The sequence below is a fragment of the Glycomyces halotolerans genome (assembly GCF_054779575.1).
This window is the reverse complement of the sequence record NZ_BAAGXZ010000012.1, coordinates 33,377-50,495: the sequence shown is the minus strand read 5'-3', so window position 1 is coordinate 50,495 and position 17,119 is coordinate 33,377. Positions and strand designations below refer to the sequence as shown.

12 protein-coding genes are annotated in these 17,119 nt (G+C 67.1%); 11 read left to right on the top strand and 1 reads right to left on the bottom strand.

Annotated elements, in window-relative coordinates:
* Positions 1-102 precede the first annotated feature (102 nt).
* From ACYVL2_RS11850 to ACYVL2_RS11820, 7 genes are all read left to right on the top strand, one after another.
* The gene (locus ACYVL2_RS11850; RefSeq protein WP_460543478.1) at positions 103-462 is read left to right on the top strand and encodes an STAS domain-containing protein; all 360 of its coding nucleotides are present in this window, start codon (positions 103-105) and stop codon (positions 460-462) included.
* The gene (locus ACYVL2_RS11845; protein ID WP_460543476.1) at positions 459-968 is read left to right on the top strand and encodes an ATP-binding protein; all 510 of its coding nucleotides are present in this window, start codon (positions 459-461) and stop codon (positions 966-968) included. Before ACYVL2_RS11850 ends, ACYVL2_RS11845 begins: the two co-directional genes overlap by 4 nt.
* 219 nt (positions 969-1,187) lie before the next feature.
* Positions 1,188-3,506, top strand: coding sequence for a proton/sodium-translocating pyrophosphatase (locus ACYVL2_RS11840; protein ID WP_460543474.1), 2,319 nt, complete (start codon positions 1,188-1,190; stop codon positions 3,504-3,506).
* Positions 3,507-3,696: 190 nt separating this feature from the next.
* Positions 3,697-6,486 (top strand): type I DNA topoisomerase, encoded by a 2,790-nt coding sequence (topA, locus tag ACYVL2_RS11835; protein ID WP_460543472.1) that lies wholly within the window; start codon positions 3,697-3,699, stop codon positions 6,484-6,486.
* Positions 6,487-6,867: 381 nt separating this feature from the next.
* Positions 6,868-8,037: a glycosyltransferase family 4 protein gene (locus tag ACYVL2_RS11830; RefSeq protein WP_460543470.1), complete on the top strand. Its 1,170-nt coding sequence runs from the start codon at positions 6,868-6,870 to the stop codon at positions 8,035-8,037.
* 179 nt (positions 8,038-8,216) lie between these two features.
* Complete coding sequence (locus ACYVL2_RS11825; protein WP_460543464.1) at positions 8,217-8,912, top strand: phosphocholine cytidylyltransferase family protein; 696 nt, start codon at positions 8,217-8,219, stop codon at positions 8,910-8,912.
* 152 nt (positions 8,913-9,064) lie between these two features.
* Positions 9,065-10,759, top strand: a complete 1,695-nt coding sequence (locus tag ACYVL2_RS11820) for a CDP-glycerol glycerophosphotransferase family protein (protein ID WP_460543468.1) — start codon at positions 9,065-9,067, stop codon at positions 10,757-10,759.
* 65 nt (positions 10,760-10,824) lie between these two features.
* On the opposite strand, the gene ispD is transcribed toward ACYVL2_RS11820, so the two are convergent.
* On the bottom strand, positions 10,825-11,580 hold the full coding sequence (ispD, locus tag ACYVL2_RS11815; protein ID WP_460543466.1) for a 2-C-methyl-D-erythritol 4-phosphate cytidylyltransferase: 756 nt from the start codon (positions 11,578-11,580) through the stop codon (positions 10,825-10,827).
* Between the two features lie 183 nt (positions 11,581-11,763).
* Here ispD and ACYVL2_RS11810 point away from each other — a divergent pair, with 183 nt between their 5' ends.
* The 4 genes from ACYVL2_RS11810 (at position 11,764) to ACYVL2_RS11795 (ending at position 17,080) form a co-directional block, all read left to right on the top strand.
* The gene (locus tag ACYVL2_RS11810) at positions 11,764-12,459 is read left to right on the top strand and encodes a phosphocholine cytidylyltransferase family protein (RefSeq protein ID WP_460543464.1); all 696 of its coding nucleotides are present in this window, start codon (positions 11,764-11,766) and stop codon (positions 12,457-12,459) included.
* Positions 12,460-12,617: 158 nt separating this feature from the next.
* A complete protein-coding gene (locus ACYVL2_RS11805) occupies positions 12,618-13,979 on the top strand; it encodes a LicD family protein (RefSeq protein WP_460543462.1) in 1,362 nt (453 codons plus the stop codon).
* Positions 13,980-14,072: 93 nt separating this feature from the next.
* Positions 14,073-15,101, top strand: coding sequence for a LicD family protein (locus ACYVL2_RS11800; RefSeq protein WP_460543460.1), 1,029 nt, complete (start codon positions 14,073-14,075; stop codon positions 15,099-15,101).
* 41 nt (positions 15,102-15,142) lie between these two features.
* Complete coding sequence (locus ACYVL2_RS11795) at positions 15,143-17,080, top strand: tetratricopeptide repeat protein (protein ID WP_460543458.1); 1,938 nt, start codon at positions 15,143-15,145, stop codon at positions 17,078-17,080.
* Positions 17,081-17,119 lie beyond the last annotated feature (39 nt).

Sequence of the window (17,119 nt, the reverse complement as noted above, 5' to 3'; positions counted from 1 at the left end):
GCGTGCTCGCGGTCCGGGATCGGAGTGGCGCTACCGTCACGGTTCCACCACGGACGAAGTACGCTTATGGGCCAGGACACATCGATTCCTTGGGGAGTGCGCGTGAGGGGATCATCCAGTGACGGGGCGCCCGAGCCCGATCTGGGGCTCAGCCTGTCCACGGTCGGCGCCTACGCGGTCATCTCGGTGAGCGGTGAGATCGACATGTACACCGCGCCGAAGCTGCGCGAGGCGGTAAGGCAGCTGTCCGCCGAGGGCCGGATGCGGGTCGCCATCGATTTGACGCCCACCGAGTTCTGTGACTCGACGGGTCTGGGCGTGCTCATCGGCGCCCGGCGCCGCCTGACCGACGCGGGCGGGGCGCTGGTGGTGGTCTGCGCCAATGCCCGCATTCGCAAGCTGCTCGACCTGACCGGACTGGACAAGGTGCTCGATGTCCGGGAAGCGGTGCCCAGCGAGTGAACGCCTCGAAGCACGACCCCCGCCGTGACCCGGTGACGCTGCGGTTCGCGTTCACGCCCGCCGCCGCCTACGTCCGCGCCGCCCGGCTCGTGGCCGCCGACGTCGCCTCCCACGCCGGGGTCGCGACCGGGCTCCTCGACGAGGTGCGGCAGGCCGTCGGCGAAGCCTGCACGCGAGCGGTCCTCAGGCATCGCGACAGTGACATCGATGATCTTGTGCGCATAGAGTTTTCGATCGGTGATCGTTTCGTTGCGAAAATCACCGACAACGCGCGAGACCTGCGCGCGCAGTCCGAGAGCCGTCTCGCGCCCTCCCACTACCGAGGCGAATCGCGAGCGAACGATCATGACACGATCGAGGAGGACACCCTCTCCGAGGAGATCACCCTCATCGTCCTCGGCGGACTGGTGGAAGACCTGGTAGTGACCGGACCCGACGGCGAACACGGCACCACCGTCGCCATGAGCTGGCCCCTGCCCGGCCGCGGCCAGTCGGCCGACCACTGAGCCCGAAACGCGCTCAGCGGCGCGCGCGACCGACCACACTCGTATTGAGCTCACATCGTTACACTCCGCACGTTATGCCAGACGCGTCCGCCGTGCCGAAATGACGTCGCTCCGCGATCGGCGAGGCTGACGCGCACCCACCACCGCCCGTGCCCCGCGCGAGCGGTGTTTTATGCCATCCGAACGCGCGCCGCGCGCAGCAGTATCTGGAGGATCGACATGCACACGTTGCTCGCCAATGGCGACGGGGACGTAGGCCAGCTAAGCGGCTCCAACCTGAGCCTCGTGGTCCTGGCCGCCGCGCTCGCGCTCGTCGCACTGGGGGGTGCCGCCGCGCTCGTCAAGAACATCCTCGGAGCCGGGACCGGCACCGACAAGATGCGCGAGATCGCCGGCGCCGTCCAGGAAGGCGCTTCGGCATACCTGCGCCGCCAGTTCCGCACCCTGGGCGTCTTCGTCGTCATCGCCGTGGTGCTCCTGTTCCTGCTGCCGGTCGGCGACGCGGGCAACGACGTCCGCATCGGACGCAGCCTCTTCTTCGTCGTCGGCGCCGGATTCAGCGCCTTCATCGGCTGGGCCGGCATGGGCCTGGCCACCCGCGCCAACGTCCGCGTCGCCTCCGCCGCGCGCGACGGCGAACCGGTCGGCGCGATGCACCTGGCCTTCCGCACCGGCGGCGTGGTCGGCTTCCTCACCGTCGGCCTCGGCCTGCTCGGCGCCGCCATCGTCGTGTTCTTCTACCGCGGCGACGCCCCCATCGTCCTCGAAGGCTTCGGCTTCGGCGCCGCCCTGCTCGCCATGTTCATGCGCGTCGGCGGCGGCATCTTCACCAAAGCCGCCGACGTCGGCGCCGACCTGGTCGGCAAGGTCGAACAAGGCATCCCCGAAGACGACCCGCGCAACCCCGCCACCATCGCCGACAACGTCGGCGACAACGTGGGCGACTGCGCCGGCATGGCCGCCGACCTGTTCGAGTCCTACGCCGTGGTCCTGGTCGCCAGCCTCATCCTCGGCCGCGCCGCCTTCGGCGAGACCGGCCTGGTCCTGCCGCTCATCGTCGCCTCGGTCGGCATCGTCTGCGCCATCATCGGCGTCATCATCACCCGCATGCGCGCCTCCGACGCCTCCGGCCTGACCGCAATCAACCGCGCCTTCTACATCTCGGCGGCCGTATCCGGCGTCCTCACCACCGTCGCCGTCCTCGCCTACGTCCCGGCCGACTGGGCCGCGCTCGGCACCGGCATCGACTCCGGCGACATCCCGGTGAACCCGCAGGGCCTGGCCATCGTCGCCGTCATCATCGGCATCGCGCTGGCCGCGGCCATCATGACGCTCACCGGCTACTTCACCGACACCCGCTACAAGCCCACCCGCACCGTCTCGGCCTCGACCCGCACCGGCGCGGCCACCAACATCCTGTCGGGTTTCTCGCTGGGCCTCGAATCGGCCGTCTACTCGGCGCTGCTCATCGGCGGCGCGGTCATGGGCGCCTACCTGCTCGGCGGCGGCAACCTCCTGGTGAGCCTGTTCGCCGTCGCGCTGGCCGGCTGCGGTCTGCTGACCACCGTCGGCGTCATCGTCGCGATGGACACCTTCGGTCCCATCAGCGACAACGCCCAGGGCATCGCGGAGATGAGCGGCGACGTCAGCGGCGAGGCCGCCCAGACGCTCACCGACCTCGACGCGGTCGGCAACACCACCAAGGCCATCACCAAGGGCATCGCGATCGCCACCGCCGTCCTGGCCGCCACGGCCCTGTTCGGCTCCTACACCGACGCGGTCGCCTCCGAGGGCCTCGCGGGCAACGCGCTGTTCGAGGCGCTGAGCATCGCCGACCCGGCCAACATCGTCGGCTTCATCATCGGCGCTTCGGTCGTCTTCCTGTTCGCCGGGCTGGCGATCAACGCCGTCGCCCGCTCCGCCGGGGCCGTGGTCCAGGAGGTGCGCGACCAGTTCGCACGCTTCCCGGGCATCATGACCGGCGAGCAGCGCCCCGAATACGGCCGCGTGGTCGACATCTGCACCCGCGACGCGCAGCGCGAACTGGCCACGCCCGGACTGCTGGCGGTGCTCGCACCGGTCGCGGTCGGCTTCGGCCTCGGCGTCGGCCCGCTCGCGGCCTACCTCGCCGGCGCCATCGCCACCGGCGTGCTCATGGCGATCCTCCTGGCGAACTCGGGCGGCGCCTGGGACAACGCCAAGAAGGACGTCGAGGACGGCAACCACGGCGGCAAGGGCTCCGAGGCCCACGCCGCGGCGGTCATCGGGGACACCGTCGGCGACCCGTTCAAGGACACCGCCGGGCCGGCGATCAACCCGCTGCTCAAGGTCATGAACCTCGTCAGCCTCATCATCGCCCCCGCCGTGGTCGTGGCCACCGTCGGCGACGACGCCAACGGCCTCATGCGCTGGAGCATCGCCGGCGCCGCCGTGCTGGTGCTGGTCGGCGCCATCCTGCTCTCCAAGCGCCGCTCCGCGGTGGTGGAGGCGGGGGAAGACAAGAGCCCGGACCAGCGTGAAGCCGTGAAGGTCGGCTAGCCGTTCCGGACGAACCCGCAGCGCGCCCCGGCCGTCGAGCCGCCGGTTGGATCGGTTCGACGGCCGGGGCGCGGCCTTACCCGGACAGGGGACGGCGCTCGGGAAGGCGCGGGCCGCGGCCATACTCAGGGGACGGTCCGGTCAAGCGTGAGCTACGGTAACGAATCGAGTGCAGAATTCCCGTATCGAAATGAGTGGAGTGGTGGGAGCCGTGGCCGACCTCAAGCGCCTGGTCATCGTCGAGTCCCCGGCGAAGGCCAAGACGATCTCCTCTTATCTCGGTGCCGGCTACATCGTCGACTCCTCGCTCGGGCACATCCGCGACCTGCCCCGCAGCGCCAAGGAGATCCCCAAACAGCACAAGGACAAGCCCTGGTCCCGCCTCGGCGTCGACGTCGACAACGACTTCGCCCCGCTCTACATCGTCAACCCCGACCGCAAAGACCACGTCAAGAAACTCAAGGCGTACCTGGCCGAAGCCGACGAGCTCTACCTCGCCACCGATGAAGACCGCGAAGGCGAGGCCATCGCCTGGCACCTGCTCGAGGCGCTCAAGCCCAAGATCCCGGTCAAGCGCATGGTCTTCCACGAGATCACCCCCCAGGCCATCGCCGACGCCGTGGCCAACCCCCGCGAGCTCAACCAGGACCTCGTCGACGCCCAGGAGGCCCGCCGGATCCTCGACCGCCTCTACGGCTACGAGGTCAGTCCCGTGCTGTGGAAGAAGGTCATGCCGCGGCTGTCGGCCGGGCGCGTCCAGTCCGTGGCCACCCGCATCGTCGTCGAACGCGAACGGGCCCGCATGGCCTTCCGCTCGGCCGACTACTGGGACATCACCGCCCGCCTGGCCACCGACGACGAGCAGGTCTTCAAAGCCAACCTCGTGGCCGTCGACGGCGACCGCGTCGCCGGAGGCAAGGACTTCGACTCGGCCACCGGCAAAGTGAAAGGCAACGTCGTCCACCTCGACGAGGCCGGCGCCCGCGGCCTGGCCGACCGCCTCCGCGGCCGCGACTTCACCGTCGTCAAGGTCGACAAGAAGCCCTACCGCAGGCGCCCCTACGCGCCGTTCATCACCTCCACGCTCCAGCAGGAGGCCGGACGGAAACTGCGCCTGTCCAGCGCCCAGACCATGCGAGTCGCGCAGCGACTGTATGAGAACGGCCACATCACCTATATGCGCACCGACTCGACGAACCTGTCCGACACCGCCGTCCGCGCCGCCCGCACCCAGGCCGCGCAGCTCTACGGCGAACGGTACGTCTCGCCCGAGCCGAGGCGCTACGCCCGCAAGGTCAAGAACGCCCAGGAGGCCCACGAGGCGATCCGCCCCGCCGGCGACCAGTTCAGGACCCCGGACCAGCTCAAGAGCGCGCTGAGCGCCGAAGAGCACCGGCTCTACGAGCTCATCTGGCGGCGCACCCTCGCCTGCCAGATGGTCGACGCCACCGGGAACTCGACCTCGGTGCGCTCCCGCGCCGTCTCCACCGCCGGAGAAGAGGCCGACTTCGCGGCCACCGGCAAGACCATCACCAACCCCGGCTTCCTGCTCGCCTACGTCGAGTCCATCGAAGAAGGCGACGCCGACGACGCCGAGAAGCGCCTCCCCGAGCTCACCGAACGCCAGCACCTGGGCGAGCGCGGTCTGGACGCCGCCGGACACACCACCCAGCCGCCGGCCCGCTACACCGAAGCCAGCCTCGTCAAGGCCCTCGAAGAGCGCGGCATCGGCCGCCCGTCGACGTACGCCTCGATCATGCAGACCGTCCAGGACCGCGGCTACGTGTTCAAACGCGGCCAGGCCCTCATCCCCTCCTTCCTGGCGTTCGCCGTGGTCGGCCTGATGGAGCAGCACTTCCCGCGCCTGGTCGACTACGACTTCACCGCCGGCATGGAGAACGAGCTCGACGGGATCGCCGCCGGCGGCGAGCAGCGGCTCGACTTCCTCCGCAAGTTCTACTTCGGCGGCGACGACAAGGAAGGCACCGTCGCGGCCTCCGGCGGCCTGCGCCGCATGGTCGAAGAGGAACTCGGCCGGATCGACGCGCGCGGGGTCAACTCCATCCCGCTCTACACCGACTCAGAGAACCGCAAGGTCGTCGTCCGCGTCGGCCGGTACGGGCCCTACCTCGAACGCACCTCGCCCGAGCAGGCCGAGGCCGGCGAGAACGGCGAGCGCACCTCGATCCCCGAATCGCTCGCCCCCGACGAGCTGACCCCCGAGAAGGTCGAGGAGCTCTACGAACTCGGCGCCGGCGAAGGCGAACTCGGCACGCATCCCGAGACCGGGGAGCCGGTCTACGCCAAGACCGGCCGCTACGGGCCGTACGTGACCTCCGGCGAGAAATCGTCCTCGCTGCTGAGCGGCCAGAAGCTCTCCGAGATCACCCTCGATGACGCCGTCAAGCTCCTCACTCTGCCGCGCCTGGTCGGCCGCGACGCCGGAGGCGAGGAGATCCGCACCGGTCTGGGCCCGCACGGCCCCTACGTGGTCAAGAAGCGCGACTACCGGTCCCTGGAGAACGAGGAGCAGCTGTTCACGCTGACTCTCGAAGAGGCCGAGAAACTCCTGGCCCAGCCCAAGCAGCGCGGCCGGCAGCGGGCCCGGACCCTCCTGAAGGAACTGGGCACCGACCCGGTCACCGGCAAGGAGGTCACCCTCAAGGACGGCCGCTTCGGCCCCTACGTGACCGACGGCGAGACCAACGCCAGCATCCGGCGGACCGACACGGTCGAGGCGATGACCATCGACCGCGCCGCCGAGCTGCTGGCCGAGCGCCGCGAGAAGGTCGCCGCCGGCGGCGGGGTCAAGAAGACCGCGAAGAAGGCGGCGAAGAAGACCGCCAAGAAAGCCGCCGCCAAGAAGTCGGCCAAGAAGGCGGCGAAGAAGACCACGGCCAAGAAGTCCACCGCCAAGAAGTCCACGGCGAAGAAGACCGCCAAGAAGGCCGCGAAGCGGGCCCCGAAGAGCGGCGACTGACCCGCACGTTCGCCCGAGCTCGCCGACCTGACCCCAGTCCTCGATGTGGGTTCGAGGCTGACCCGCACACCAGTCCAGGGTTTCGCGCGGGTCCGAGCCCTCGTCGTGAGTCTTGGGACCGACCGACCCGGACGACAGCCGCAGCCGTCTCCGGGACGGCCGTCACTACCCATCGAGCCCACGCTGCACGCGGGCGCCCGAAGGCTAGTGTGCCCGTCGAACCAGAACATTCTTCATTCGGAAGCCGCGTGTGATCTCGGTACGAGACGGGCAACCGAATAACTGTTCTACGGCGTCGTGTAGCAGCGCCTGTATTTGGGTAGTTCGAGTACGGCTCGAGTCAGGCTTCCGGGAAACCCAACTGAGAATGGACTTCTCTCCATGCGAATTACATTTCTCGTCCGCAACGTCTGGGGCATCGGCGGAACCATCAGGACCACCATCAACACCGCGGAAGCGCTGGCCGAACGGGGCCACGACGTGACCCTGATGTCCTGTGTCCGAAACAAGGAGACCCCCGACTTCCCCATCGACCCGCGGATCACCGTGGAAGCCCTTTGGGACGTCCGGGATCCCGACCAGGGCGGCGAGCAGCTGTCGCTGGCCGACCGGCTCCGGGCACGGAGGCCGTCGTATCTGGACGCCGACAGCGTGAACAACATGAAGGAGTCCTCCGCGCTGCTCGACCACCGAGTCAAGCGGTTCTTCCGCGAAGTCGACACCGACATCCTCGTCACCACCCAGGTGACGCTCAACCTCTACGCCGTCAAGTACGCCCGGCCGGACACCATCGTGGTGGGCCAGGAGCACCTGTTCCTCGACAACTACAAGCCGGCCGTACGCCGGCGCATCGTCTCCGGCTACCACCGCTTGAACGCGCTGGTCACCGTCACCGAGAGCGACGCCGACTCCTACAGAGAAGCTCTCGGCGAATCCGGGCCCGTCATAGAGGCCATCCCGAACTCCGTTCCCGCCCCTTCGGGCGACCCCTCGCCGCTGACCGAGCCGGTGATCATGACAGCGGGGCGACTGACCAGCATGAAAGGCTTCAACACGCTGATCGACGCGTTCGGTGAGATCGCCGATCGCTATCCGGACTGGCGCGTGCGGATCTACGGCCGCGGGCCCGAACGCAAAAAGCTCCAGCGGATCATCGGAGAGTACGGACTGCGCGCCCGTATCAAACTCATGGGCCCGGTGTCGCCGCTCGACGACGAGTGGCGCAAGGCCTCGATCGCGGTGGTGACCTCCCACTACGAGGCTTTCGGACTGGTGCTCGTCGAGGCCATGGCCGCCGGGATGCCGGTCATCTCCTCCGCGGTCAGGCACGGCCCGCTCGAGATCGTCGACGACGAGGTCAACGGCCTTCTGGTCCCCGCCAAGAAGCCCGAGCCGCTCAGCGAGGCGCTGAGTCGGCTCATGGACGACCCGCACCTGCGCCGCAAGCTGGCCGAAGGCGGACTGGCGACCGCGAAGCGCTACGAGCCCGAACAGGTGATCGGCCGACACCTGGCGCTGTTCGAGCGGCTTCGGGAGCGGCCACGAGCCTGACTCCGGCCGTCCTAGGTCACCAAATGCAACGCTCGCGGAGCGGCGCATGCCGGCTCGTGGTGGGATGCACATTAGGAAGCCTCGGGTTACGAGAGGGTGTCTCGGTGATACGCTCAGGGAAACCAGGCGTTAACGGGCCAATATGGTCGAATAAGCAAACTAATGGTGGGGGTCTTCGGTTGTCCACGAATATTGTCATCCTGGCGGCTGGTGTGGGTTCCCGGCTGGGTAGGCCGCATCCGAAGCCGTTGACGCCGCTGAGTACGGGCGAGACGATTTTGGGGCGGTCGTTGCGGCTGCTCACTTCGCGTTTCAGTCGTCATTCGCTGCATCTGGTGGTCGGTTTCAAGAAGGAGATGATCATGGAGGAGGTGCCCGACGTCGGTTTCATTTACAACCAGGCGTACGGGGACACGAACACCTCCAAGAGCCTGTTGAAGGCGTTGAACATTCTGGGTCCGGGCGGTGTGCTGTGGCTCAACGGCGATGTGGTGTTCGATCCGCAGGTGTTGGACGCGCTGCTGCCGCATATCGCGATGGACCGGTCGTTCATCTCGGTGAACACCGCGTCGGTCGCCGAGGAAGAGGTCAAGTACACCCTCGGTGCCGATGGTTACATCAGTCGGCTTTCGAAGCAGGTGGCCGAGGGGGCGTTGGGGGAGGCGGTCGGTATCAATTACGTGTCCTCCGAGGATCGTGCCACCTTGGCCAGGCGGCTGGAGGAGGTCGGTGAGCAGGATTATTTCGAGGCCGGTATCGAGACGGCGATCGAGAAGGACGGTCTGCGTTTCGAGGCGATCGACATCTCGGCTCACAATGTCATCGAGATCGACTTCGCGGAGGACTTGCAGAGCGCCAACCAGCGGTTCGGATAAGACTTCTCAGTGACCGATGCGCACACCACCGTGCCGCTCGGTGATATTCGAGAACCCCGGAACACAGTGCTCGATCTGCCCTGATCTGCTGGAACTTGTCAAGGGAGTCGCAACCGCAAATGAAGAGCGTCCTCACATCCTGGGCCTCCAGGATGAACTTGCTGGCACTCGCCGCCATGACGGTCGCGGTGGCCATGCGTTCGCCGTTGCCCGCGTTCGTATTCGCTGTAGCCGTCTTCGGCATGGTCCTCTGGCGCGACCGCCATGCGGTCGCAGGGATGCGCATGGCCCGCATCCTCGCCGCCCTCGCCATCCTCGTCGCCGCATGGGACGACTCCGGTGTCGATCGGTGGCCGCTGCTCGTCGCAGGACTCCTCATTGTCTTCTATCTGATCTACGCCGATGTCGTCAAGCGCGCCCTCGACGTCCGTTTCCTCGAGACGATCAATCTCGACGTGAGGCGGAGCTGGCGGGAGCGGTTGAAGACCCCGCCGGTGATCGCCGCGATCATGAACTCGCTCATCGCCGCCTATGGGCTGGCCGCCATCGCCGGCATCTGGCCCGCCGTTGGAGCGGCCGACCCGGTCGTCCTCGTCCTCACTGTGGCCGCACTGCTGTGGACCGGCTCGGTTGTACTGGCCAACGCGCTCAGTCGCCGTGTCGACGCACACCCAATTGACGCTGCCGTGGCCGAGGCCATCACGCGCCTCGAACCCCGCTTCGTCATCCACTTCGCCGGCGCGCGGCGCTCCGAATACCAGATACGGATGTGGTTGCCCTACTTCGACCTGGTCGGCGATCCCTATATCGTCATCGTCCGCGAACGCTATCTCATGGCCGGCGTCGCCGAGGCGACCACCGCCCCGATCGTCCTGGTTCCCGCCCAGTCCGTGCTCGACCGCCTGCTGCCCGAGAGCGTCGGCGCCTGCTTCTACTCCAACCACGCGGTCAAGAATGCGCAGCTGGTCAAGCTCGACCAGTACACCCATGTCCAGCTCATGCACGGTGACTCCGACAAGGCCATCAGCCGCAGCCCCGTCTCGCAGATGTACGACCGGGTCTTCGTCGCCGGACAGGCCGGCATCGACCGCTACCACCGCCACGGCGTCGACATCCCGAACTACAAGTTCCGCAAGATAGGGCGCCCGCAACTCCACCAGATCCAAGTCGGCCCTCGCGTCCGCGAAGAGTCCGAACTCCCCACCGTCCTGTACACCCCGACCTGGGCTGGACTGAACAGCGACGTCGACTACTCCTCGCTCAACGAGGCCCGTCGGGTCGTGGAGGCGGTGCTGCGCCGCGACGTGCGGATCATCTTCCGGACCCATCCTTACACCGCTTCGAACCGCGCCTACCAGGAGCTGGCCGACCAACTCAAGGAGCTGATCGCGGCAGACGCGGCCGCCACTGGACGCGACCATTGGTGGGGGCCCCGCGCAGAGACCGAATCCTCTCTCACCGACTGCATCAACGCCGCCGACGTCGCGATCTCCGACATCAGCGGAACCGCCTCGGACTGGCTCTACTGCGGTCGCCCGCTGGCCATGACCGACCCGCGGGGATTCGGCGGCGACTACCTGGAGGAGTTCCCGCTGGCTCGCGCCGCCTACCTGCTTGAGACCGGCTCGGGGAACATCGAGGCGGTCCTCGACGAGCTCCTCGTGACCGACTCCCTCGCCGAGGTCCGCGCCGAAGTCCGCGAGTACTACCTCGGCGACATCGCCCCCGACGACCTCATCGACGTCTTCCGCCGGGCGGTCAAAGCGACCTACGATCCGACGGTCGCGGATGTGGCCGAATCCGGCTTCGCGGACGACTCGGCGGCGGAGCTGGTCGATAAGCAGTAAGCAAGGGAGCAGCGGGGGTAGTCGGCGGTGGCGCTGCTCGAGAAGCGGTACCACGGGCAACGCGCTCACGGCCGACGGGATCTGCTCAAGAGCGCTTCTGCGACCGCCAGGTCGGCCGGTTCGGTCACCTTCAAGTTCCGCTCTTCGCCGGAGACGACCCGAACCGGCACCCCGGGCAGGTACCGCAGGACCACCGAGCAGTCGTCGGTGGCGCTGAAGGACGGATCGGCCGAGGCCGCGGCGTAGGCCCGACGGATCACGGGCAGCCGGAAACCCTGCGGGGTCTGCACTCGCCGCAGCCTCTCGCGCGCCAGCGAACGGGCCATGTACGCCTCGCCGCCATCCGTCCGGACCTCCACAACGGTGTCCGACGACGGTACGGCCGCCGTGACCGCCGCATCGGTGTCGAGCGCCGCTGCAACAGCCGCGATCACCTCTTCGGAGACCAGCATCCGCGCGGCGTCGTGGACGAGGAGCCGGCATTCGGTCCCCGTGTCGCAGTGCTGTTCGGCCCAGTCGACGGCGATCATTGAAGAGGCCGAGCGGGTGGCACCCCCCGGGACGACGTCGACCAGCTTGCGCAAGTGCGCCTCGGCGGCCATCGCGCGGACCCGTTCGGCGTGCCCCGCGGCGATCACCACGAGCACCGCATCGACCGCCGCAGCGGCCTCGAACGCCTCCAGGGTGTGCAGGAGCACTGGTTTGCCGCCGACCTCGAGGAACTGCTTGGGCAACTCTGATCGCATGCGGGTGCCGGTGCCGCCGGCGAGCACTGCGGCCACGGTCGTCGATCGGGACGGTCCTCTCGTCGGATCTGGCACATCGGCTCCCATCGGTCCGGACACGGGTCGGGGCTGCCGCGAAAGGATACCGGGCCGGCCATCACGCCACCCGGCACGAGGTGCGAGTTCACTCGCCGGTACCAACCATTGGGCAGTGTGGGGACCGAACGAACGACAGGTAAACTTCAGCGGACCTGCTCACGATCATTTGAGGAAATTCGCGTGTCCACGAATATTGTCATCCTGGCGGCTGGTGTGGGTTCCCGGCTGGGTAGGCCGCATCCGAAGCCGTTGACGCCGCTGAGTACGGGCGAGACGATTTTGGGGCGGTCGTTGCGGCTGCTCACTTCGCGTTTCAGTCGTCATTCGCTGCATCTGGTGGTCGGTTTCAAGAAGGAGATGATCATGGAGGAGGTGCCCGACGTCGGTTTCATTTACAACCAGGCGTACGGGGACACGAACACCTCCAAGAGCCTGTTGAAGGCGTTGAACATTCTGGGTCCGGGCGGTGTGCTGTGGCTCAACGGCGATGTGGTGTTCGATCCGCAGGTGTTGGACGCGCTGCTGCCGCATATCGCGATGGACCGGTCGTTCATCTCGGTGAACACCGCGTCGGTCGCCGAGGAAGAGGTCAAGTACACCCTCGGTGCCGATGGTTACATCAGTCGGCTTTCGAAGCAGGTGGCCGAGGGGGCGTTGGGGGAGGCGGTCGGTATCAATTACGTGTCCTCCGAGGATCGTGCCACCTTGGCCAGGCGGCTGGAGGAGGTCGGTGAGCAGGATTATTTCGAGGCCGGTATCGAGACGGCGATCGAGAAGGACGGTCTGCGTTTCGAGGCGATCGACATCTCGGCTCACAATGTCATCGAGATCGACTTCGCGGAGGACTTGCAGAGCGCCAACCAGCGGTTCGGATAAGACTTCTCAGTGACCGATGCGCACACCACCGTGCCACCCGGTTGCGGTTGCTCGGCCGCCGAAGGCTCCGGTTCGGCGGGAGCGCCACCCCGAATCACCGCCGACGATCGTGTACACGGCGTGAACACCGTCGTCGCTCCAACAGAAGAGGTCAGTACATGCCCCTGAGCCCGAAGAAGACCGCGGTGGCCGCCGTTACGCGGCTGCCGCTCTACCATTTGTTCCCGCCGGGAGCGATGCGAGCGTTCGCATGCCTGCGGTACTACGGTGAGAACCGATCCGTCCAGGAGACGGTCGAGCTGATCGAGTCCATGGGCGGCATCTCGACCCGGTACTTCTCGATCGCCATCGTCGCCGCACGCGCCGCATTCAGGGCCGGTGCGGACGAGCACATGGAACGGGCGATGGTGGATCTGGACCAGCGGTTCCCCGAAAAACCGGAACTCCACAACCTGCACGCCGATGTACACGCCTTCCACGGCCGTGACGAGCAGGCCTACCTCGCCGCTCAACACGCTCGCCTGCTCCAGCCCTCGTCGGCCCCGGCGGTCTACCGCTCGGTCAAATACGGGTACCGTGTGCTGCCGCACGCTGAGGCGGACGCAGCGGCCGTGGCGGCGATCCGCCGCATGCCTCGCACCTCGACGGTGCTCTGGGCCATCGCCAAGTTGTGCGATTCTCCGGAACAGTACGGCAGGCTCCGTGACGCCTGGGAGTCAGCGGTGGACGAGCCCGCGGACCTCGGCTACGCGGTACGGCAGCTGTCCACGGCCGCAGCCCGTGCCGGCGAGATCGACGACGCGATCGAACTCTACCTACGGGTCATCGCTCTCATGCGCGACAACGTGGTACCACAGGAACCCGCGAACGAGACCAAACTGGCCGGGCTCGGACCTTGGAGCGCCATCGAAGACCTGCACTCGGTGCTCGAGCAGACCGGCATCCGCTACTTCTTCGCAGCCGGCACCACCCTGGGGCTGGTGCGTGAGGGCAGGCCGCTCAGCGCAGACGGCGACATCGACGTGGGCATCTTCGAAGAGGACTACGATCAGGAAGAGCTCGAGCGGTTGTTCGCGGCGCACCCGAAGTTCGACTTCGACGAGGTCCACCCAAAGACCAAGAAGGTCGGCCTGCGACACCGCGGAGGCGCGCCTGTCGACCTCTTCCGCTTCTATCGCGACGGCGATCGCATGTGGCATGATGCGGTCTTCGTGCGCTGGGGGAATCTCCCCTTCGAACTCGACCGGCTCGAACTGCGAGGTCGGTCGCTGCCGGTGCCCGCCCAAGCGGACCGCTATCTCACGGAGAACTACGGGGACTGGCGCACGCCCAACTCGGCTTTCGACGCATTCACCGACGAGGCACCGAACATGGAGCCGACCTGGCCGGAGTACCTCAGATTGCACTACGTCCGGCGGGCGTACAAGTTCATGTGCGCCGGTGACTCGGAGGCGGCGGCAGCGGAACTCGTTCGCGCCGAGCAGGACGAACTTGCCGACACACTCAACGGGGGACGCTGAATCATGGAGACGGAAGCCAAGCCGATGATCGAATCGCTCCCGGAACCGCTGCCCGAGGACCGAGAGCACCGCGAACAACTCGTCGAGGAGCGGTTGGCGCTGTCGCGGTCACTTCGAAGCGCCGGTGACCGCACCGCCGCTGAAGCCGTGCTAGCGGATTCCTTGCGCGCTGGTCTCTGGGGCTACCAGCGGCTGTGGTCCGAGCTCTGGGCTCTCATGGAGCGCCCAGAGGACTACGGCGTGATCCGCGAACTCTGGCTGGCGAGCCCTCGGCGCTGCCACAAGCGCATCCCGCTGCTTCGGACCGTGGCCCGGGCGGCAAGCGTCGCCGGCGAACACGACGAGGCGCGCGCACTCCTGCGGAAGGCGATCGTAATCCAGGCCGCCCGAACCCGGCGGCTCCGGAGCCGACTCAACCGGATCCGCCGCAAGGCGCTCGGAAAGGTGGGGGGGCTCTTGTCCCGGCCGAATCCGGAGGCGTTCGAACACCGTGCCCAAGTCGCGCTGGCCGCGCTGGACGAGGAATTCGCGCGCATAGGGGTGCGCACCTTCCTGATCTCCGGCACCCTGCTCGGGCTCGTCCGGGAATCCAAGTTCATCGGCTGGGACAAGGATATCGACCTGGGGTTCTTCACCTCCGAAATCGATACCGATGACCTGCAGAGCGCCTTCGAGCGCTCCGAGTGGTTCCATGTCCGCAGGCTCGACTTCAACACCGACCGGCTCCGGGTCAACCACGTCAACGGCATGATGGTCGACATCTTCCCGCACTATGAGGACGCGGACGGCCGCATCTGGCACGACGGCACCGCGACGCGGTGGGCCAACGCACCATTCGAGCTGCGTCGCGCCGAATTCCTCGGCCGGAGCGTGTTCGTGCCCGATCCACCGGAGCAGTACCTCGACGAGAACTACGGGGACTGGCGCACTCCGGACCCGGATTTCGACGCCCGATTGGACGCCCCGAACGCCGAGGTCACCGATCAGAGGTTCCTGGACACCTTGCTCTACTTCAGCCTCCTTGACGCCGTGAACAAGCGTGCCGTGCACAAGCGGGATCGCTATCGGGCTCTGCTCCGCGACCTGGGAGAACAAGGCTGGCTCGACCGCATCGGTGACTGATCCGCCGACGAGGGATCCGACAAAAAGATAGGCCTCAACATATGAAGAAACTCCTTGCAGCGATGCTGTTGAGGCTCGGAGGTCTCCTGCACCGCTTCAGAAGACTGCGCACAGCCGCGTTGGTCTACGCCGCTTCCGCGGCTCTGTGCCCGGCGAATCCGCAGCCGTCCTACCGTCTCGCGGTCGTACGCCAATCAACCGGCAGTCTCACGGCCGCTCGCGACGCGTATACCGCCGCTCTCGAAGCGGGCATCGGCGACCGAGTCTCCTGCCTTCGTCGGCGCGCGAAGGTCAACCGTCGTCTGAAGGACTTCGAGGCGGCACGGGCCGACTACGAGCTCCTCATCGAACTGGACCCTGGAGACCAGCAGTCGTGGAAGGGGTTCGCAAGCAGCCTCGAACGCCTAAGCCGCCTGGAGCACCTCCCGGATATCGTGCGTGCACTCGACCGCGCCTCCGAAACCGGGGAAGAGGCCGATGCGGAGACCCTCCACCGTGCGAAGCTCAAGGCCGACCTCGGTGACTGGGCGGGCTCGCTTCAACTGTATCGAGCACTGATCGCGCGGCATCCTGACGACTCGAAGCTCAAGTTCGACGCAGGATCGATCGCCGAACGCCTCTACCGCGTCCCGTTCCGGCTCACCGACGGCGGCATCACTCCCGCCGGGAGCTCGGAGCGGCGGGCGGCACTTGCAGAGGGCGTGGACCTCTTCGAAGGTGCCGCGACCGACCCGGACCGGGTTTGGGCACCGTACCGGATGGGTCTGCTCCATGAGCACGCCGGGAATCCTGAAGCCGCCGCACAGGCGTACCAGGACGCGATCAACCGGGCCGAGGCGGCCGACAAGTCCTGGTCCGAACTCCAGATGGCCATCTGGAGTTTCCGCCGCGACCGGACATTGCACGGCGGTGACGCCGACGCGGCCGATGACCGGCTGGCGTTCGAGCTCCACGAAGGAGAGCCGCTCGCGGACCCGGCGAAAGCAGTGGGCTACTGCAGCGTCGCACTCTCCAATTTCGGCCTCGTCGTGACGGGCTTCGTGCTGCCCGGCGCTGCGAAATCGGTCACCGTGTCCTTCGACGGCGAGCCGGTCAGCACGGTCAAGGTCGACACCGCCCATTGGCGGCCCGAGTACAAGCTCGCGATCAAATTCGATGTCCTGAAACGCCTCGGTCGGTCGACGACGCTCACGTTCTCGGCGGACGGGCGTCCGCTGGTGACATCGGAGATGTCCGACCACGTCCGATTGGAGAACCCTCGCGGCGACGGATCCTTCCTGGCGCTGCGTTCGGCGGGGCATACCGTCAACAAGAAGGGCCACTGGTCGCCTCGTCCCGACGCCGCCGACTGGAAGCCCGGTGCGGCGGTGGACGCATACGTCCGTCTCAGGGATTTCTTCGAGCGTCGGTTCGACCGCAAGCTCTTCGTCCTGTACGGGACGCTCCTGGGATGCCACCGCGACGGCACCCTTATCCCCGGAGACGACGACTTCGACGCCGCCTACGTCGCCCGAGGCGACACGCCCGAAGAGGCGAAGCGGGACAGCATGGAGATCATGCGGGTGTGTCTCGAAGCCGGCTTCGACGTAGGGCTCGGCTTCGAGGGGAGGCCGTTCAACATCCGCGTGGACGGCTACAGCATCGACGTGAACCCCGTGTGGTTCTACCGGGGCAAGGCCTGGGCGTTCAATTCGCACAAGCTGGCGCCCGAGCACTTCGAACCTCCCGTGCTCGGCACGCTGGAGGGCCGCGAGGTCTACGTCCCGGCCGACACCGAGGCGTTCCTGGAGGAGAACTACGGCCCCGACTGGCGCACGCCCAACTCGCGCTTCAAGTACTACCGGTCGAAGCGGACGGTAAACACGATCAGGCGCACCCAACTAGTGCTCAGCGAGGTGAGGGCCATTCGAGAGCTTGCCGAGCAGGCCCGGAAGGCCTCGCCCAATGCCGGGCGCTTCTACGGCTGGGTGGACCAATGAGCGATCGCGGACGCGCGGGCGGATCCCGCCCGCGCGTCC

What these genes read in the sequence shown, in the direction of transcription:
- topA (WP_460543472.1), top strand. Translation starts at nt 3,697, where the DNA reads ATGAGTGGAGTGGTGGGAGCCGTGGCCGACCTCAAGCGCCTGGTCATC.
- ACYVL2_RS11820 (WP_460543468.1), top strand. Translation starts at nt 9,065, where the DNA reads ATGAACTTGCTGGCACTCGCCGCCATGACGGTCGCGGTGGCCATGCGT.
- ACYVL2_RS11830 (WP_460543470.1), top strand. Translation starts at nt 6,868, where the DNA reads ATGCGAATTACATTTCTCGTCCGCAACGTCTGGGGCATCGGCGGAACC.
- ACYVL2_RS11795 (WP_460543458.1), top strand. Translation starts at nt 15,143, where the DNA reads ATGAAGAAACTCCTTGCAGCGATGCTGTTGAGGCTCGGAGGTCTCCTG.
- ACYVL2_RS11805 (WP_460543462.1), top strand. Translation starts at nt 12,618, where the DNA reads ATGCCCCTGAGCCCGAAGAAGACCGCGGTGGCCGCCGTTACGCGGCTG.
- ACYVL2_RS11840 (WP_460543474.1), top strand. Translation starts at nt 1,188, where the DNA reads ATGCACACGTTGCTCGCCAATGGCGACGGGGACGTAGGCCAGCTAAGC.